Source organism: Streptomyces sp. NPDC001796, assembly GCF_042892355.1.
Classification (GTDB): Bacteria; Actinomycetota; Actinomycetes; order Streptomycetales; family Streptomycetaceae; genus Streptomyces.
This window is the reverse complement of the sequence record NZ_JBIAUC010000002.1, coordinates 462,321-478,045: the sequence shown is the minus strand read 5'-3', so window position 1 is coordinate 478,045 and position 15,725 is coordinate 462,321. Positions and strand designations below refer to the sequence as shown.

General features: G+C 70.1%; 9 protein-coding genes and 1 tRNA gene. 8 read left to right on the top strand and 2 right to left on the bottom strand.

The features are described from left to right. The first annotated feature begins 586 nt into the window (after positions 1–586). From dnaN to ACFYZE_RS05640, 8 genes are all read left to right on the top strand, one after another. A complete protein-coding gene (dnaN, locus tag ACFYZE_RS05675; protein ID WP_388989043.1) occupies positions 587–1,717 on the top strand; it encodes a DNA polymerase III subunit beta in 1,131 nt (376 codons plus the stop codon). A 172-nt stretch (positions 1,718–1,889) separates the two neighbouring features. Beyond that, positions 1,890–2,765 (top strand): phosphogluconate dehydrogenase (NAD(+)-dependent, decarboxylating), encoded by an 876-nt coding sequence (gene gnd, locus ACFYZE_RS05670; RefSeq protein ID WP_388989040.1) that lies wholly within the window; start codon positions 1,890–1,892, stop codon positions 2,763–2,765. Positions 2,766–2,817: 52 nt separating this feature from the next. Continuing rightward, positions 2,818–3,939 carry a DNA replication/repair protein RecF gene (gene recF, locus ACFYZE_RS05665; RefSeq protein WP_388989036.1) on the top strand — a complete coding sequence of 374 codons (1,122 nt, stop codon included), beginning with the start codon at positions 2,818–2,820 and terminating at the stop codon, positions 3,937–3,939. Further along, a complete protein-coding gene (locus ACFYZE_RS05660; RefSeq protein ID WP_388989032.1) occupies positions 3,936–4,469 on the top strand; it encodes a DUF721 domain-containing protein in 534 nt (177 codons plus the stop codon). The genes recF and ACFYZE_RS05660 overlap by 4 nt, the downstream gene beginning before the upstream one ends. A 409-nt stretch (positions 4,470–4,878) precedes the next feature. After that, on the top strand, positions 4,879–6,939 hold the full coding sequence (gyrB, locus tag ACFYZE_RS05655) for a DNA topoisomerase (ATP-hydrolyzing) subunit B (RefSeq protein WP_388989030.1): 2,061 nt from the start codon (positions 4,879–4,881) through the stop codon (positions 6,937–6,939). A 42-nt stretch (positions 6,940–6,981) separates the two neighbouring features. Next, on the top strand, positions 6,982–9,576 hold the full coding sequence (gene gyrA, locus ACFYZE_RS05650) for a DNA gyrase subunit A (RefSeq protein ID WP_388989027.1): 2,595 nt from the start codon (positions 6,982–6,984) through the stop codon (positions 9,574–9,576). Positions 9,577–9,594: 18 nt separating this feature from the next. Then, positions 9,595–10,305: a DUF3566 domain-containing protein gene (locus tag ACFYZE_RS05645; RefSeq protein WP_388989024.1), complete on the top strand. Its 711-nt coding sequence runs from the start codon at positions 9,595–9,597 to the stop codon at positions 10,303–10,305. Positions 10,306–10,429: 124 nt separating this feature from the next. After that, positions 10,430–10,506, top strand: a tRNA-Ile gene (locus tag ACFYZE_RS05640). On the opposite strand, the gene ACFYZE_RS05635 is transcribed toward ACFYZE_RS05640, so the two are convergent. Then, positions 10,485–10,961: a hypothetical protein gene (locus ACFYZE_RS05635; RefSeq protein ID WP_388989021.1), complete on the bottom strand. Its 477-nt coding sequence runs from the start codon at positions 10,959–10,961 to the stop codon at positions 10,485–10,487. The two genes, ACFYZE_RS05640 and ACFYZE_RS05635, sit on opposite strands and share 22 nt — an antisense overlap. A 313-nt stretch (positions 10,962–11,274) precedes the next feature. Continuing rightward, on the bottom strand, positions 11,275–15,285 hold the full coding sequence (locus ACFYZE_RS05630; RefSeq protein WP_388989019.1) for a hypothetical protein: 4,011 nt from the start codon (positions 15,283–15,285) through the stop codon (positions 11,275–11,277). Between the last annotated feature and the right edge of the window lie 440 nt (positions 15,286–15,725).

The window sequence follows — 15,725 nt, the reverse complement described above, 5'->3', positions numbered from 1 at the left end:
AGGCTGTGCACGGAGTTGTCCACCGGCAACCCACAGGCCGAGGCGGGTTGTCCCCAGTGATCCCCAGCTTCTCCACAGTCCTGTCCACTGTTCGGCAACGCGGCGCGCCTGCTCACCGACGGGAGTGAAAGCCGTCACATCAAGGTGCTGGGTTGCCCTGTGGGAAAGGTGGGTAAAACTGGGGACGGCACTGGGGAGAAGTGCCCCGAGGCTGTGCACGGGATGTGCAGAACTTTCCGTTCTCCACAGAGACCCCAGGTTGTCCACGGGCTGCGCCCACAGGCCCCGTGGACAAAATTCCGCCTCCGACCTGGGACAACGGGGTTATCCACGGTTTCCACAGGCCCTACTACTACTCCCGACTAGAGAGACCGGGAAATTCGCTTGGAAGCGGGGTCTGTGCACAACTCGCCCTCCGGCTCCCGACTGCCCCTCGTCACGACTTGACCCCGAGAGGCACCTACTGTCAGCGGGGTGCGTCAGACTGGTCCCCGGTGTCCTTCCCCTCGCCGGGACCCACGACACCGAGTCAGACGACGAAGGCCAGCAGGGCGAGAGCGCCGGCAACAGCAGGAGGCGGCTTACGGTGAAGATCCGGGTGGAACGCGACGTACTCGCGGAGGCAGTGGCCTGGGCGGCGCGCAGCCTCCCGGCCCGTCCGCCGGCGCCTGTCCTCGCCGGCCTGCTGCTGAGGGCCGAGGACGGCCAGCTGAGCCTGTCCAGCTTCGACTACGAGGTCTCCGCACGTGTGTCGGTGGAGGCCGAGGTCGAGGAGGAGGGCACGGTCCTCGTCTCCGGCCGCCTTCTTGCCGACATCTCCCGCGCCCTCCCCAACCGTCCGGTGGAGATTTCCACAGACGGTGTACGGGCGACGGTGGTGTGCGGGTCCTCCCGGTTCACCCTGCACACACTGCCTGTGGAGGAGTACCCGGCGCTGCCGCAGATGCCGAACGCGACGGGCACGGTCCCCGGCGAGGTCTTCGCCTCCGCCGTGCAGCAGGTCGCGATCGCCGCCGGCCGTGACGACACGCTGCCCGTACTGACCGGTGTGCGTATCGAGATCGAGGGCGACACGGTCACGCTGGCCTCCACCGACCGCTACCGCTTCGCGGTCCGCGAGTTCCTGTGGAAGCCGGAGAACCCGGAGGCGTCCGCGGTCGCCCTGGTGCCCGCCAAGACGCTCCTGGACACCGCCAAGGCGCTGACCAGCGGCGACAGCGTGACCCTGGCGCTGTCCGGCTCGGGCGCGGGTGAGGGCCTGATCGGTTTCGAGGGTGCCGGGCGGCGGACGACGACCCGCCTCCTGGAGGGCGACCTGCCGAAGTACCGCACGCTGTTCCCGACGGAGTTCAACTCGGTCGCCACCCTGGAGACCGCCCCCTTCGTGGAGGCCGTCAAGCGCGTGGCGCTGGTCGCCGAGCGCAACACCCCGGTGCGGCTGAGCTTCGAGCAGGGCGTACTGATCCTGGAGGCCGGTTCCAGCGACGACGCACAGGCTGTGGAAAGGGTCGACGCCAATCTGGAGGGCGACGACATCTCGATCGCCTTCAACCCGACCTTCCTGCTGGACGGCCTGAGCGCGATCGACTCCCCGGTGGCCCAGCTGTCCTTCACGACGTCCACCAAGCCCGCGCTGCTGGGCGGCAAGCCGGCCATGGACGCCGAGGCGGACCAGGCGTACAAGTACCTGATCATGCCGGTGCGCCTCAGCGGCTGACGGTCGTCCACAGTCCCCTGGGGTCCGGTGGACGACGGGTCCCAGGGGGAAGCCGCAGGTGGGACCACGTATGAGCGCGTATGCCCACAGCTGTGCGTGACCGTCCGGGTTTAGGCTCGGGCATGGGTACGAACGTGCCCCACACGCCACACAGCGACCTAAGGAACAACTGATGGAGCTCGGTCTCGTCGGCCTCGGCAAGATGGGCGGCAACATGCGCGAGCGGATACGCCGCGCGGGCCACACCGTCATCGGATACGACCGCAACCCGGACCTCGCCGATGTCCACAGCCTCGAAGAGCTTGTGGGCAAGCTGAAGGGTCCGCGTGTGGTCTGGGTGATGGTCCCGGCCGGTGCCCCGACCCAGTCGACGATCGACGAGCTGGCCGAGCTCCTCGAGCCCGGTGACGTCGTCGTGGACGGCGGCAACTCCCGCTGGACGGACGACGAGAAGCACGCCGCCGAACTAGGCGTCAAGGGCATCGGCTTCGTCGACTGCGGCGTCTCCGGCGGTGTGTGGGGCCTGCAGAACGGCTATGCCCTGATGTACGGCGGCGACCCCGAGAACATCGCCAAGGTGCAGCCGATCTTCGACGCGCTCAAGCCGGAGGGGCCGTACGGCTCGGTCCACGCGGGCAGGGTCGGTGCCGGCCACTTCTCGAAGATGGTCCACAACGGCATCGAGTACGCCATGATGCAGGCCTACGCCGAGGGCTGGGAACTGCTGGAGAAGATCAAGTCCGTGGACAACGTCCGCGAGGTCTTCCGCTCCTGGCAGGAGGGCACCGTCATCCGCTCCTGGCTGCTCGACCTCGCGGTCAACGCCCTGGACGAGGACGAGCACCTGGACAAGCTTCGCGGCTACGCCGAGGACTCCGGCGAGGGCCGCTGGACCGTCGAGGCTGCCATCGACAACGCCGTCCCGCTCCCGGCGATCACGGCGTCCCTCTTCGCCCGCTTCAGCTCCCGGCAGGAGGACTCGCCGCAGATGAAGATGATCGCCGCGCTGCGCAACCAGTTCGGCGGCCACGCCGTGGAGAAGAAGTAGTCCGCAGGACCGCACGGCGGTCCACAACCCTGGGGGAGGTCGGCGAACGACCATGCACGTCACGCATCTGTCGCTGGCCGACTTCCGCTCGTACGCCCGGGTCGAAGTCCCGCTCGACCCGGGCGTCACCGCCTTCGTCGGCCCCAACGGCCAGGGCAAGACGAACCTCGTGGAGGCGGTCGGCTACCTCGCCACCCTCGGCAGCCACCGCGTCTCCTCCGACGCCCCCCTCGTCCGCATGGGTGCCGAGCGCGCGATCATCCGGGCCGCCGTCCGCCAGGGCGAGAGGCAGCAGCTGGTCGAGCTGGAGCTGAACCCCGGCAAGGCCAACCGTGCCCGTATCAACCGGTCGTCGCAGGTCAGGCCGCGGGACGTACTCGGCATCGTACGGACGGTGCTGTTCGCGCCCGAGGACCTGGCGCTGGTCAAGGGCGACCCGGGCGAGCGCCGCCGTTTCCTGGACGAGCTGATCACCGCGCGCTCCCCGCGCATGGCCGGCGTCCGCTCCGACTACGACCGGGTCCTCAAGCAGCGCAACACCCTGCTGAAGTCGGCCGCGCTGGCCCGCCGTCACGGCGGCCGCTCGATGGACCTGTCCACCCTCGACGTCTGGGACCAGCACCTCGCGCGCGCGGGCGCCGAACTGCTCGCCCAGCGCCTCGATCTGATCGCGGCGATCCAGCCGCTCGCCGACAAGGCGTACGAGCAACTGGCGCCCGGCGGAGGTCCGGTCGCCCTGGAGTACAAGCCGTCCGCGCCCGGCGAGGCTCACACGCGTGAGGCGCTGTACGAGCAGCTGATGGCGGCGCTCGCCGACGCCCGCAAACAGGAGATCGAACGCGGCGTCACCCTGGTCGGCCCGCACCGGGACGACCTGCTGCTCAAGCTCGGTCAGCTGCCCGCGAAGGGGTACGCGTCCCACGGCGAGTCCTGGTCGTACGCGCTGGCGCTGCGCCTGGCGTCGTACGACCTGCTGCGCGCGGAGGGCAACGAGCCGGTGCTCGTCCTCGACGACGTCTTCGCCGAGCTGGACAGCCGCCGGCGCGAGCGGCTGGCGGAGCTGGTGGCGCCCGGGGAGCAGGTCCTGGTGACCGCCGCGGTCGACGACGACGTACCGGACGTACTGACGGGGACGCGGTACTCCGTGTCCGACGGCACCGTGGAGCGCGCATGAGCACCGACGAGCCCACCTCGAAGAAGACACCGGAGCTGTCCGGCGTGGACCTCGCGCGCGTGGCGCTGCGGGCCGCGAAGGAGCAGGCACGCGCGCGGGGGGAGGCGGCGCAGCAGAAGAGGCAGGCGCGGAGCGGTGGTCTGCGCTCCGGCGCGCGCGGCGACCGGCGCGACCCCATGCCACTCGGTGCGGCGATCAACCGGCTGATCACCGAGCGCGGCTGGGAGACGCCGGCCGCGGTGGGCGGTGTCATGGGCCGCTGGCCGCAGATCGTCGGCGAGGACCTCGCCCGGCACTGCGTTCCGCAGACGTACGACGAGGACGAGCGGGTCCTGGTCGTACGGTGCGACTCCACGGCGTGGGCGACGCAGCTGCGGCTGCTGGCGCCGCAACTGGTGGCGCGGCTCAACGAGGACCTGGGGCACGGCACGGTCCGGCTGATCAAGGTCCAGGGCCCCGGCGGTCCCGCCCGCCGCTACGGCCCTTTGCGTGCCCCTGGGAGCTCAGGCCCGGGCGATACCTACGGGTGACAGACATCATATAAATCCGTCGACGGCAGGGGGCGACGGCTCTTTCGGTGCGCCCGCACGCCTTCGCGAACACCGGGTCTTACTCGCACGTAGCCAAGGGTTGACAGCCGGAAGCGCTGAGTGCCGCTCAGAGCCTCTTGGAGCCCCGCTCCGCATATGGGGAGTCGGGCGAGACCGGTTGAGGGCGGCACATGCGGACTCAGGTACCGGCAAACCCCCATCACTGTCGGCGCTACCGGTAGACTGGAGGACAATCCCGCCCCGAACGGGGACCGTCCGGGAAAAGCTGAGCAACGCTGATCAGGGCTTGACCAACGCAACATGCCGCAGCCGCTCCGGCAACCCTCCCCCAGAGGGGGCACCTCCAGGAGCCCGGCTCGTGCTGTGCCAGTGCCAGAAAGGGCGCTTCGTGGCCGATTCCGGCAACCCCAACGAGAACATCCCGTCCACCGACGCGGGCGCGAACGGCCCGGCGACTTCCTCGAACGGGGAGGTCACGGCCTCGTACGACGCCAGTGCCATCACCGTGCTCGAGGGTCTGGACGCGGTCCGCAAGCGACCCGGTATGTACATCGGTTCGACCGGGGAGCGCGGCCTGCACCACCTTGTGTACGAGGTGGTCGACAACTCCGTCGACGAGGCGCTGGCCGGGCACGCGGACACCATCGACGTGACGATCCTGGCCGACGGCGGTGTGCGTGTCGTCGACAACGGCCGTGGCATCCCGGTGGGCATCGTGCCCTCCGAGGGGAAGCCGGCCGTCGAGGTCGTGCTGACCGTGCTGCACGCGGGCGGCAAGTTCGGAGGCGGCGGTTACGCGGTCTCCGGCGGACTGCACGGTGTGGGTGTCTCCGTGGTGAACGCCCTGTCGTCCAAGGTCTCGGTCGAGGTGAAGACCGACGGTCACCGCTGGACGCAGGACTACAAGATGGGCGTGCCGACGGCCCCACTCGCCAAGCACGAGGCGACCGAGGAGACCGGCACCTCGGTCACGTTCTGGGCGGACCCGGACATCTTCGAGACCACCGAATACTCCTTCGAGACGCTGTCGCGGCGTTTCCAGGAGATGGCGTTCCTCAACAAGGGTTTGACGATCAAACTCACTGATGAGCGCGAGTCGGCGAAGGCCACCGCCGGGGCGGACGAGGCGGGCGCCGACGAGAAGGACGAGGTCAAGTCCGTCACGTACCACTACGAGGGCGGCATCGTCGACTTCGTGAAGTACCTCAACTCCCGCAAGGGAGACGTGGTGCACCCCACCGTGATCGACCTCGAGGCCGAGGACCGGGACAAGAGCCTGTCCCTCGAGGTCGCGATGCAGTGGAACAGCGGCTACAGCGAGGGCGTGTACTCCTTCGCGAACATCATCCACACCCACGAGGGCGGTACGCACGAGGAGGGCTTCCGTGCCGCGCTGACCTCGCTGGTCAACAAGTACGCGCGCGACAAGAAGCTGCTGCGCGACAAGGACGACAACCTCACGGGTGACGACATCCGCGAGGGTCTGACCGCGATCATCTCGGTCAAGTTGAGCGAACCGCAGTTCGAGGGCCAGACCAAGACCAAGCTGGGCAACACGGAGGCCAAGACCTTCGTGCAGAAGGCGGTCTACGAGCACCTCAACGACTGGCTGGACCGCAACCCGAACGAGGCCGCGGACATCGTCCGCAAGGCCATCCAGGCGGCCACCGCGCGCGTGGCGGCCCGCAAGGCCCGCGACCTGACCCGCCGCAAGGGCCTGCTGGAGACGGCGTCCCTGCCGGGCAAGCTCGCCGACTGCCAGTCGAACGACCCGACCAAGTGCGAGATCTTCATCGTCGAGGGCGACTCCGCCGGCGGCTCGGCCAAGTCCGGCCGCAACCCGCAGTACCAGGCGATCCTCCCGATCCGCGGCAAGATCCTCAACGTGGAGAAGGCCAGGATCGACAAGATCCTGCAGAACCAGGAGATCCAGGCGCTGATCTCGGCCTTCGGCACGGGCGTGCACGAGGACTTCGACATCGAGAAGCTCCGCTACCACAAGATCATCCTGATGGCGGACGCCGACGTCGACGGCCAGCACATCAGCACACTGCTGCTGACCTTCCTGTTCCGCTTCATGCGGCCGCTGGTCGAGGCCGGGCACGTGTACCTCTCCCGTCCCCCGCTGTACAAGATCAAGTGGGGCCGGGACGACGTGGAGTACGCCTACTCGGACCGCGAGCGCGACGCGCTGATCGAGATGGGCCGCCAGCGCGGCAAGCGGGTCCGCGAGGACTCCATCCAGCGCTTCAAGGGCCTCGGCGAGATGAACGCCGAGGAGCTGCGCGTGACCACGATGGACCAGGAGCACCGCGTACTCGGCCAGGTCACCCTCGACGACGCCGCCCAGGCCGACGACCTGTTCTCGGTCCTGATGGGCGAGGACGTCGAGGCGCGGCGCGCGTTCATCCAGCGCAACGCCAAGGACGTCCGCTTCCTCGACATCTGAGTCGGTCTCAGCTGACCGCACCAGGAAGGATCCTCACCAGCAATGACCGACGAGAACATGCCTGTGACGCCTGAAGAGGGCGGCGAGAGCGGCCTGCGCGTCGAGCCCGTCGGGCTCGAGACGGAGATGCAGCGCTCGTACCTGGACTACGCGATGTCCGTCATCGTGTCCCGCGCGCTGCCCGACGTCCGGGACGGCCTCAAGCCCGTCCACCGCCGTGTGCTGTACGCGATGTACGACGGCGGCTACCGCCCCGACCGCGGCTTCTACAAGTGCGCCCGTGTCGTCGGCGACGTCATGGGCAACTACCACCCGCACGGCGACTCCTCGATCTACGACGCGCTGGTCCGCCTCGCGCAGCCGTGGTCGATGCGGATGCCGCTGGTGGACTCCAACGGCAACTTCGGCTCCCCGGGCAACGACCCGGCGGCGGCGATGCGCTACACCGAGTGCAAGATGGCGCCGCTGTCCATGGAGATGGTCCGTGACATCGACGAGGAGACCGTCGACTTCACGGACAACTACGACGGCCGCTCCCAGGAGCCGACGGTCCTTCCGGCCCGCTTCCCGAACCTGCTGATCAACGGCTCGGCCGGTATCGCGGTCGGCATGGCGACCAACATCCCGCCGCACAACCTGCGCGAGGTGGCGGCCGGCGCCCAGTGGTACCTGGAGAACCCGGAGGCCTCGCACGAGGAGCTGCTCGACGCCCTCATCGAGCGCATCAAGGGCCCGGACTTCCCGACCGGCGCCCTGGTGGTCGGCCGCAAGGGCATCGAGGAGGCCTACCGCACGGGCCGCGGCTCGATCACCATGCGCGCGGTCGTCGAGGTCGAGGAGATCCAGAACCGCCAGTGCCTGGTGGTCACCGAGCTGCCCTACCAGGTCAACCCGGACAACCTGGCGCAGAAGATCGCCGACCTGGTGAAGGACGGCAAGATCGGCGGCATCGCGGACGTCCGCGACGAGACGTCGTCGCGCACCGGCCAGCGCCTGGTCATCGTGCTGAAGCGGGACGCGGTCGCCAAGGTCGTGCTGAACAACCTCTACAAGCACACCGACCTGCAGACCAACTTCGGCGCCAACATGCTGGCGCTCGTCGACGGCGTGCCGCGCACGCTGTCGCTGGACGCGTTCATCCGCCACTGGGTGACGCACCAGATCGAGGTCATCGTCCGCCGTACCCGCTTCCGGCTGCGCAAGGCCGAGGAGCGGGCGCACATCCTGCGCGGCCTGCTGAAGGCCCTGGACGCCATCGACGAGGTCATCGCCCTGATCCGGAGCAGCCAGACCGTCGAGATCGCGCGTGAGGGCCTGATGAGCCTGCTCGAGATCGACGACATCCAGGCCAACGCCATCCTCGAGATGCAGCTGCGGCGCCTGGCCGCCCTGGAGCGCCAGAAGATCGTCCAGGAGCACGACGAACTCCAGGCGAAGATCAACGAGTACAACGCGATCCTCGCCTCCCCGGTCCGCCAGCGCGGCATCGTCAGCGAGGAGCTGGCCGCGATCGTCGAGAAGTACGGCGACGACCGGAAGACCAAGCTGATCCCGTACGAGGGCGACATGTCCATCGAGGACCTGATCGCCGAGGAGGACATCGTCGTCACGGTCACCCGCGGCGGCTACATCAAGCGCACCAAGACCGACGACTACCGCGCCCAGAAGCGCGGCGGCAAGGGTGTGCGCGGCACGAAGCTCAAGGAAGACGACATCGTCGACCACTTCTTCGTGTCGACGACGCACCACTGGCTGCTGTTCTTCACCAACAAGGGCCGCGTCTACCGCGCCAAGGCCTACGAGCTGCCGGAGGCCGGCCGGGACGCGCGCGGCCAGCACGTGGCGAACCTGCTGGCCTTCCAGCCGGACGAGGCGATCGCCGAGATCCTCGCTATCCGCGACTACGAGGCCGCGCCGTACCTGGTGCTGGCCACCAAGTCCGGCCTGGTCAAGAAGACGCCTCTGAAGGATTACGATTCGCCCCGCTCCGGCGGTGTCATCGCGATCAACCTCCGTGAGACGGCGGACGGTTCCGATGACGAACTGATCGGGGCCGAACTGGTCTCGCCCGACGATGATCTGCTTCTGATCAGTAAGAAGGCACAGTCGATCCGGTTCACGGCGACCGACGAGTCCCTGCGCCCGATGGGCCGCGCCACCTCGGGTGTCAAGGGCATGAGTTTCCGCGAGGGTGACGAACTCCTCTCGATGAATGTTGTTCGACCCGGTACGTTCGTGTTCACTGCCACCGACGGTGGGTACGCGAAGCGGACCGCCGTCGACGAGTACCGCGTCCAGGGCCGCGGCGGCCTCGGCATCAAGGCCGCCAAGATCGTGGAGGACCGCGGTTCGCTCGTCGGCGCGCTGGTGGTCGAGGAGACCGACGAGATCCTCGCCATCACACTGTCCGGCGGTGTGATCCGTACGCGGGTCAATGAGATCAGGGAGACGGGCCGTGACACCATGGGCGTCCAACTGATCAACCTGGGCAAGCGCGATGCGGTGGTCGGCATCGCACGTAACGCCGAGGCGGGACGCGAGGCGGAGGAAGTCGACGGCGACGTGGCCGTGGACGAGACCGCAGAAGGTGCCGCGACCACCGGCACGGACGAGGGTGAGGCGCCCTCGGCCGAGTAGCACGAGGAGTGAGTCAGCGTGAGCGGAGCCACGGGCGCCGGATCGACCGGTATGGACACGGACGGCGGAGGCCGTGGCTCCGCCGCGGGGGCGACAGATCCGCACACGACGAATCTGAAGGCGATCAAGCCGCCCGCGACCGACTCGCCCTCGCCCGGCCCGCAGCAGAAGCCCGGCTCCGGCTCGGCCGCCGCCGGCGCCGCGCAGCCCGCCCCCGGCGCACAGCCGGGGGCGTCGCCGCTGCCCGGAGAGCGCCGGCAGCAGCCCGAGGGCCCCTACCACCCGCCGCAGGCCTACCAGCCGCAGGCCCCGGCCGGTGCCGTACGCCGCCCCCGCACCGGGGCGGGCACGATGCCCCGCACCCGCAAGGCACGCCTGCGCGTGGCCAAGGCCGACCCGTGGTCGGTGATGAAGGTCAGCTTCCTGCTCTCCATCGCACTCGGCATCTGCACGATCGTGGCCTCTGCCGTGCTGTGGATGGTCATGGACGCGATGGGCGTCTTCTCCACGGTCGGCGGCACGATCTCGGAGGCCACCGGCTCGAACGAGTCGAACGGCTTCGACCTGCAGGCGTTCCTGTCCCTGCCGCACGTCCTGATGTTCACCACGATCATCGCGGTCATCGACGTCGTCCTGGCGACGGCCCTCGCGACGCTCGGCGCCTTCATCTACAACCTGTCGGCCGGTTTCGTGGGCGGCATCGAACTGACGCTGGCGGAGGACGAGTAGACACCGCCTTCGCGCTCTCGCGGAGGCTGGGGAGACCGCCTACCGGGTATCGATTTTGGGACTTCCCACCTGGTGCGCTAATCTTCAGGGGTCAGCGCGCGGGAGACACACCGCAGAGCGCGGCGGGGCTATAGCTCAGTTGGTTAGAGCGCATCCCTGATAAGGATGAGGCCACAGGTTCAAATCCTGTTAGCCCCACCAGCACGAAGACCTCCGGTCCCCTGGGGCCGGGGGTCTTTTGGCGCCGACGGTCTGGGGCGCGGGCTTTTCGCGAAGAGCGGTACCGACAGCAGGAGCAGGGCTCCTTCGACGGCCAGGCTGAGCAGCCCGAGCGGTTCGGTCCAGTTGCCGATGTCGTCGCCGTAGTCGGGCGGTCCCGGGCCCCTGGAGAGGATGTAGCCCAGGAGCGGGCCGACGGCGACACCGGCTGCCAGCAGCCGTCCCGGTCGGACGAAGCCGACGAGGAGCAGCGCGGCGGTGACCACGGCCGCGATCTCCAGGACGTGGTACGCGACGCCGAGGTAGTAGGAGTCCCTCGTCACCGTGATGCCGCCTTGGTCCACGACATGGATGGCGGCCACGGCGAGGGACAGCAGAGCTCCCACCCACCTGGCCACCCAGGCCGATCCCGGCACCGGCGCGGTGTGGTGTGACATCCGAGGTGCCTTCTCCCTGCTCGGGCAGCGCGTGCACGCCGGTCCTGTGTCAGGTCCAGCTTCGGCGCACAGCTGCTCCCCCGTCGTCCCCGACGGGGAGCAGACGAGTGACAGGGGGAGGTACCGCCGCGGACGGCACTCCTGCGGCTGGCATCGGCTGATCGCCTCGGGCCGTCGGCGGCGTCAGGGCATGGAAAGGCCCGACCGCCGGCGACGGGGGATGCACCGGCGATCGGGCTATGGCCAAGGGTAACAAGGTGACTTGCGCGGCGGGAGGCGACTGCTCGACGGCGGTCCGGGGTTGTGATCCGGATCACTGTCGGTCGCACGGGGGGTCGTAAGAGAGGCGGGGCAGGTACTCCCGCCATTTCTCCGGCGTCAGAACGTCCCGGGTGGTCGAGCAGATGCGGCGGACGGCCTGGTCGACGTCCAGGTTCCACAGCCGGACGGTGTCCGCGCCGCTCGACACCCCGAGCAGGTGGTTGGCGGGGCTGAAGGAGAGGAAGTTGCCCGTCTTGGCGTTGGGGCTCATCGACTGGCCGATGGGGGAGGCCTTGTCGGGGTCGGTGACGTTCCACAGCCGTACGGTGTTGTCGTTACCACCGCTGGCCAGCCGGTGCCCGTCCGGGCTGAACGTCAGCGACACGACCGCCTCCGTGTGGCCGGTGAGGGCGGTGCCCAGCCGGGTGGTGCGGAGCGGGTCGGTGACGTTCCACAGCCGGACCGTGTCGTCGTCGCTGCCGCTGGCCAGCGTGTGGCCGTCCGGGCTGTAGGCGAGCGTGTTGATGGGACCCAGATGCCCGGTGAGCGGCGAGCCGAGCGGTCGCGGGCGCCGGGGGTCGGTGACGTTCCACAGCCGTACGGTGCCGTCGGCGCTGCCGCTGGCGAGGGTGTGGCCGTCGGGGCTGTAGGCGAGGGCGTTGACGTAGCCGGTGTGGCCGGTGAGGGGTTCGCCCAGGCGGCGCGGGCGGGCCGGGTCGGTGATGTCCAGCAGCTGGATGGTGCGGTCGTCGTGGTCGACGGCCAGTGTGTGTCCGTCGGGGCTGAGCGCCAGCGCGTCGGCGCCCGCGTACCGGGTCCGCAGCGGTACGGGCGAGCCGTGGGAGACCGGACGGGCGGGATCGGAGACGTTCCACAGCTGGACCGTGTTGCTGGTCCCCGTCAGGACGGCGAGGGTGCGGCCGTCGGGCGAGAACATCATCGACCGCAGGTCGCGCTCCCCGGTCGTGAAGGGCTTGCCCAGTGCCACGGGCCGCTCGGGGTCCGTCACGTTCCACAGCCGGATCCTGCTGTCGCCCGCGGCCGTCGCGAGGACCTGCCCGTCCGGGCTGAACGCCCCGATCCGGCCGATCATGTCCGACCTCCGTATCGACCACAGCCGGACCTTGCTGTCGCCGCTGCCGGTGGCGAGGGTGTGCCCGTCGGGGCTGAAGCCGAGGGCGTACATCTCGCCGCTGCTGCCCGAGAGCGGTTCGCCGACCTGCGAGGGGTAGGCCGGGTTGCTCACGTTCCACAGGCTCGCCGTGCTGTCCGCGCTGGCCGCGGCGATCAGGGACCCGTCCGGGCTGAAGGCCACGGACCACACCGGACCGGTGTGCCCGGTCAGGGGCTCACCGAGGGTGCTCGGGTGCCGTGGGTCGATGACGTTCCACAGCCGGACGGTGTCGTCCGCGCTGCCGCTGGCGAGGGTCCTGCCGTCCGGGCTGAAGGCGACGGAGTGCACGGTATGGGTGTGGCCGGTCAGAGGCCGGCCGAGGGAGTGCGGGTTCCGTGGGTCGGTGACGTCCCACAGCCGGACCGTGGTGTCGTCGCCACCGGACGCCAGTGTCTTCCCGTCGGGGCTGAACGCGATGGACCGTACGGCGTCGGTGTGGCCGGTCAGCCTGGTGAGCGGGACCGGATGCCGGGGATCGGTGACCTTCCACAGCCGTACGGTGTGATCCTCGTCGGCGGTGGCCAGCGTATGCCCGTCCGGGCTGAAGGCGGCCAGGAAGATCGTGCCGTCGTGGCCGGTCAGGGGCTCGCCCAGGGAGCGCGGGTGCCGGGGGTCGGTGACGTCCCACAGCCGGATCGTGCCGTCGTCCCCGGCGCTGGCCAGGGTGCGGCCGTCCGGGCTGAAGACCGCGCTGCTCACCCAGCTCGTGTGTCCCCTGAGGGGCTTGCCAAGGGGGCGCGGGCGCGCCGGGTCCGTGACGTCCCACAGCCGGACGGTCCGGTCGTAGCTGGCGGTGGCCAGGGTCCGCCTGTCCGGGCTGAACGAGGTCAGGTAGACGGCGCCGGTGTGGCCGAGCAGCGGTGTGGCCAGCGGCGCGTTCACGATGGAGATCAACCGGCTGTTGGTGCCCTCGTCGTCCGGTCGCAGGCGGTGGGCCACGACGTCGATCTGGGCGGACAGCGACGGATCGGTGTACTGCACCCGGTCCGCTTCGGCGACCACCTGCTCGAACACCGCGTCGTCCCGCTGCTGCCACGCGACCACCGACGAACCGACCGCGAGCAGCGCCAGGACGACCAGCGCCGCCACGGCTCCCCGCCGGAGCCGGACGGTGCGCTTGCGCAGCCGGACCGAAGCGGCCAGGAACTCCACCGCGCTGCGGGTGAGGAAGGTGTCGCCCGAGGACTTCGCCCAGCCATGGGCCTGCTCCAGGCGAGAACCCCGGTACAGCAGGGCGCTGTCGCGGTGGGATTCCTCCCAGGCCCTGCCGTCCTCCTCCAGCCGCTGGCGCAGCAGGTTCCCGTTCCTGTCCTCCTCGATCCAGTCGCGCAGGCGTGGCCAGGCGTGGAGCAGCGCCTCATGGGTGATCTCCACGGTCTCCGCGTCGAGCGTCACCAATCGGGCGCGGACCAGCGCTTCGAGCGACTCCTCCGTCTTGCCGGGGTCCGTCGACTCCTCCGCCAGTTGCCGCCGGGTGCCCCGCCTGCGGGTGGCCTGGGTGTCCTCGCCCAGCCGGACCAGCCGGAGCAGGAGCAGACGGGCGGCCGTGCGGGCCGCCGGGTCGAGACCGGACCAGGCCCGCTCGGCCGTCGCCGCCACCGCTCCCTGGATCCCGCCGGCCGCGCGGTAGCCGACCAGTGTCAGCCGGCCCGCCTTGCGCCGCTGCCAGGTGGCGAGCAGGGCGTGCGAGAGCAGGGGCAGCACACCCGCGTCGTGCGCCCCGCGCGGGCCGTCGACGCTCACCTCCCGGACGATCAGCTCCGCCAGCCCGGGTTCGAGTTCGAGCCCCACGGCCTTGGCCGGGCCCGACACGGCTTCGCGCAGCTCCGCGGTGGTCAGCGGCCCGAGCACCATGTGCCGGTGCTGCAGCGCGTCGGCCAGTTCAGGGTGCCCGAGGCACTGCTCGTAGAAGTCGGCGCGTATGCCGAGGACCACGAGCACGGGGGCGAGGTCACCGGGGGCGGCGGGCGAGCACGCCGCGTGCAGGATCCGGACGAACATGCGCCGGTCGGCCTCGTCCGGGCAGAGGGTGAACGCCTCCTCGAACTGGTCCACGATGAGGACCGGGCGGGCGGCGCGGGACGTCCCGCGCCCCGCCCAGGCCGCGACGGCCGCCCGCACCGCGTGCTCGAAGCGCCCGGTGCCGGGCTCGTACGCCTCCGCCTCCTTCTCGGCGGACAGGACCGGGGCGAGTTCGGGGATCCGACGGGTCAGCTCCGCGAGGGGGTCGCCGCCCGGTACGAGCTGCAGCACGTCCCGGTCCCGGCCGCCGCGCAGGGCGGGCACCAGACCGGCGTTCAGCAGGGAGGACTTCCCCGCTCCCGAGGCGCCCACGAGCATGACCAGGCCTCCGGTCCGCTCGGCCGCCTCGAGCTGACCGACGAGGGCGGCCGTGCACCGTTCCCGGCCGAAGAACCACCGGGCGTCCTCCTGGCGGTAGGGAGCCAGCCCGCGGTACGGGCACACGCCACCGGGGACGGCCGGGGCATCGACGGACGAACGGTCCTCGTCCTCCGTCTCCTCCTCGGACGCCTGGGGGCGGTCGCCGACCGGGTCGGCCACCGCGCGCTCCCACAGACGCTGCCACTGGGCCAGGTCGTACAGGCCGGTGGACACCGGCGCGGGCCGTGCGCGCCGTGCTTCGGGGATCAGGACGTGCAGCACCGCCGCGAGGGCGGCGAACTGGGCGGGCACGTTCCTGGCCCGCCGCCAGTCGCTGATCCGCTGCGCGGACACCCGCACGGGGCGCCCTCGTTCGTCGACCCGCTGCAACCGGACGACCGCCTCCGCCACGCGTTTGAGGGGAGGGTTGCCGGCCTCCTTGTACAGCAGGGCGAGACGTTCCGCGAAGGCCGTGCGTGCTCCCGAGTCGGAACTCAAGGTCCCCACCCCTTACTTCCACCGCACCCGACGTCCGGACCGGAAAACTCACCTTATACGGCTGACCTGCGGTTAAGTCGCCTGGACCGTACCGGAATCTCCTCGCTGAAGGCATCAACTGGCAGGATCCACGGCGCGGGAGCGAACCGACCGCGCGGTGCCCGGACAGGCCACCGGATCGGCGCTCGGCGAGACGACGTGCGACATCGCAGGTCCGCGGCGCGCCCCGCCTTTCCTCGACCGCGCCGGTACGGCTCGGCTCGACGCCACCACCCGGTTCGGCACCGGTCTCCACGAGGGGAGGGACCGGTGCCGGACGGTGGGGCGCGGAGAAGACACCCCCCGGCTCCCGCCCGAGTGTCGCGGCCCGCCGCCATCGCCACCGTGCGCCGCCGCACGCCCCTGGCTAACTGACGGTCCGTCAGTTACGGTCTGCCCTGCCGTACCGT

What these genes read in the sequence shown, in the direction of transcription:
- ACFYZE_RS05635 (WP_388989021.1), bottom strand. Translation starts at nt 10,961, where the DNA reads ATGTCACACCACACCGCGCCGGTGCCGGGATCGGCCTGGGTGGCCAGG.
- recF (WP_388989036.1), top strand. Translation starts at nt 2,818, where the DNA reads ATGCACGTCACGCATCTGTCGCTGGCCGACTTCCGCTCGTACGCCCGG.
- gnd (WP_388989040.1), top strand. Translation starts at nt 1,890, where the DNA reads ATGGAGCTCGGTCTCGTCGGCCTCGGCAAGATGGGCGGCAACATGCGC.
- ACFYZE_RS05660 (WP_388989032.1), top strand. Translation starts at nt 3,936, where the DNA reads ATGAGCACCGACGAGCCCACCTCGAAGAAGACACCGGAGCTGTCCGGC.
- gyrA (WP_388989027.1), top strand. Translation starts at nt 6,982, where the DNA reads ATGACCGACGAGAACATGCCTGTGACGCCTGAAGAGGGCGGCGAGAGC.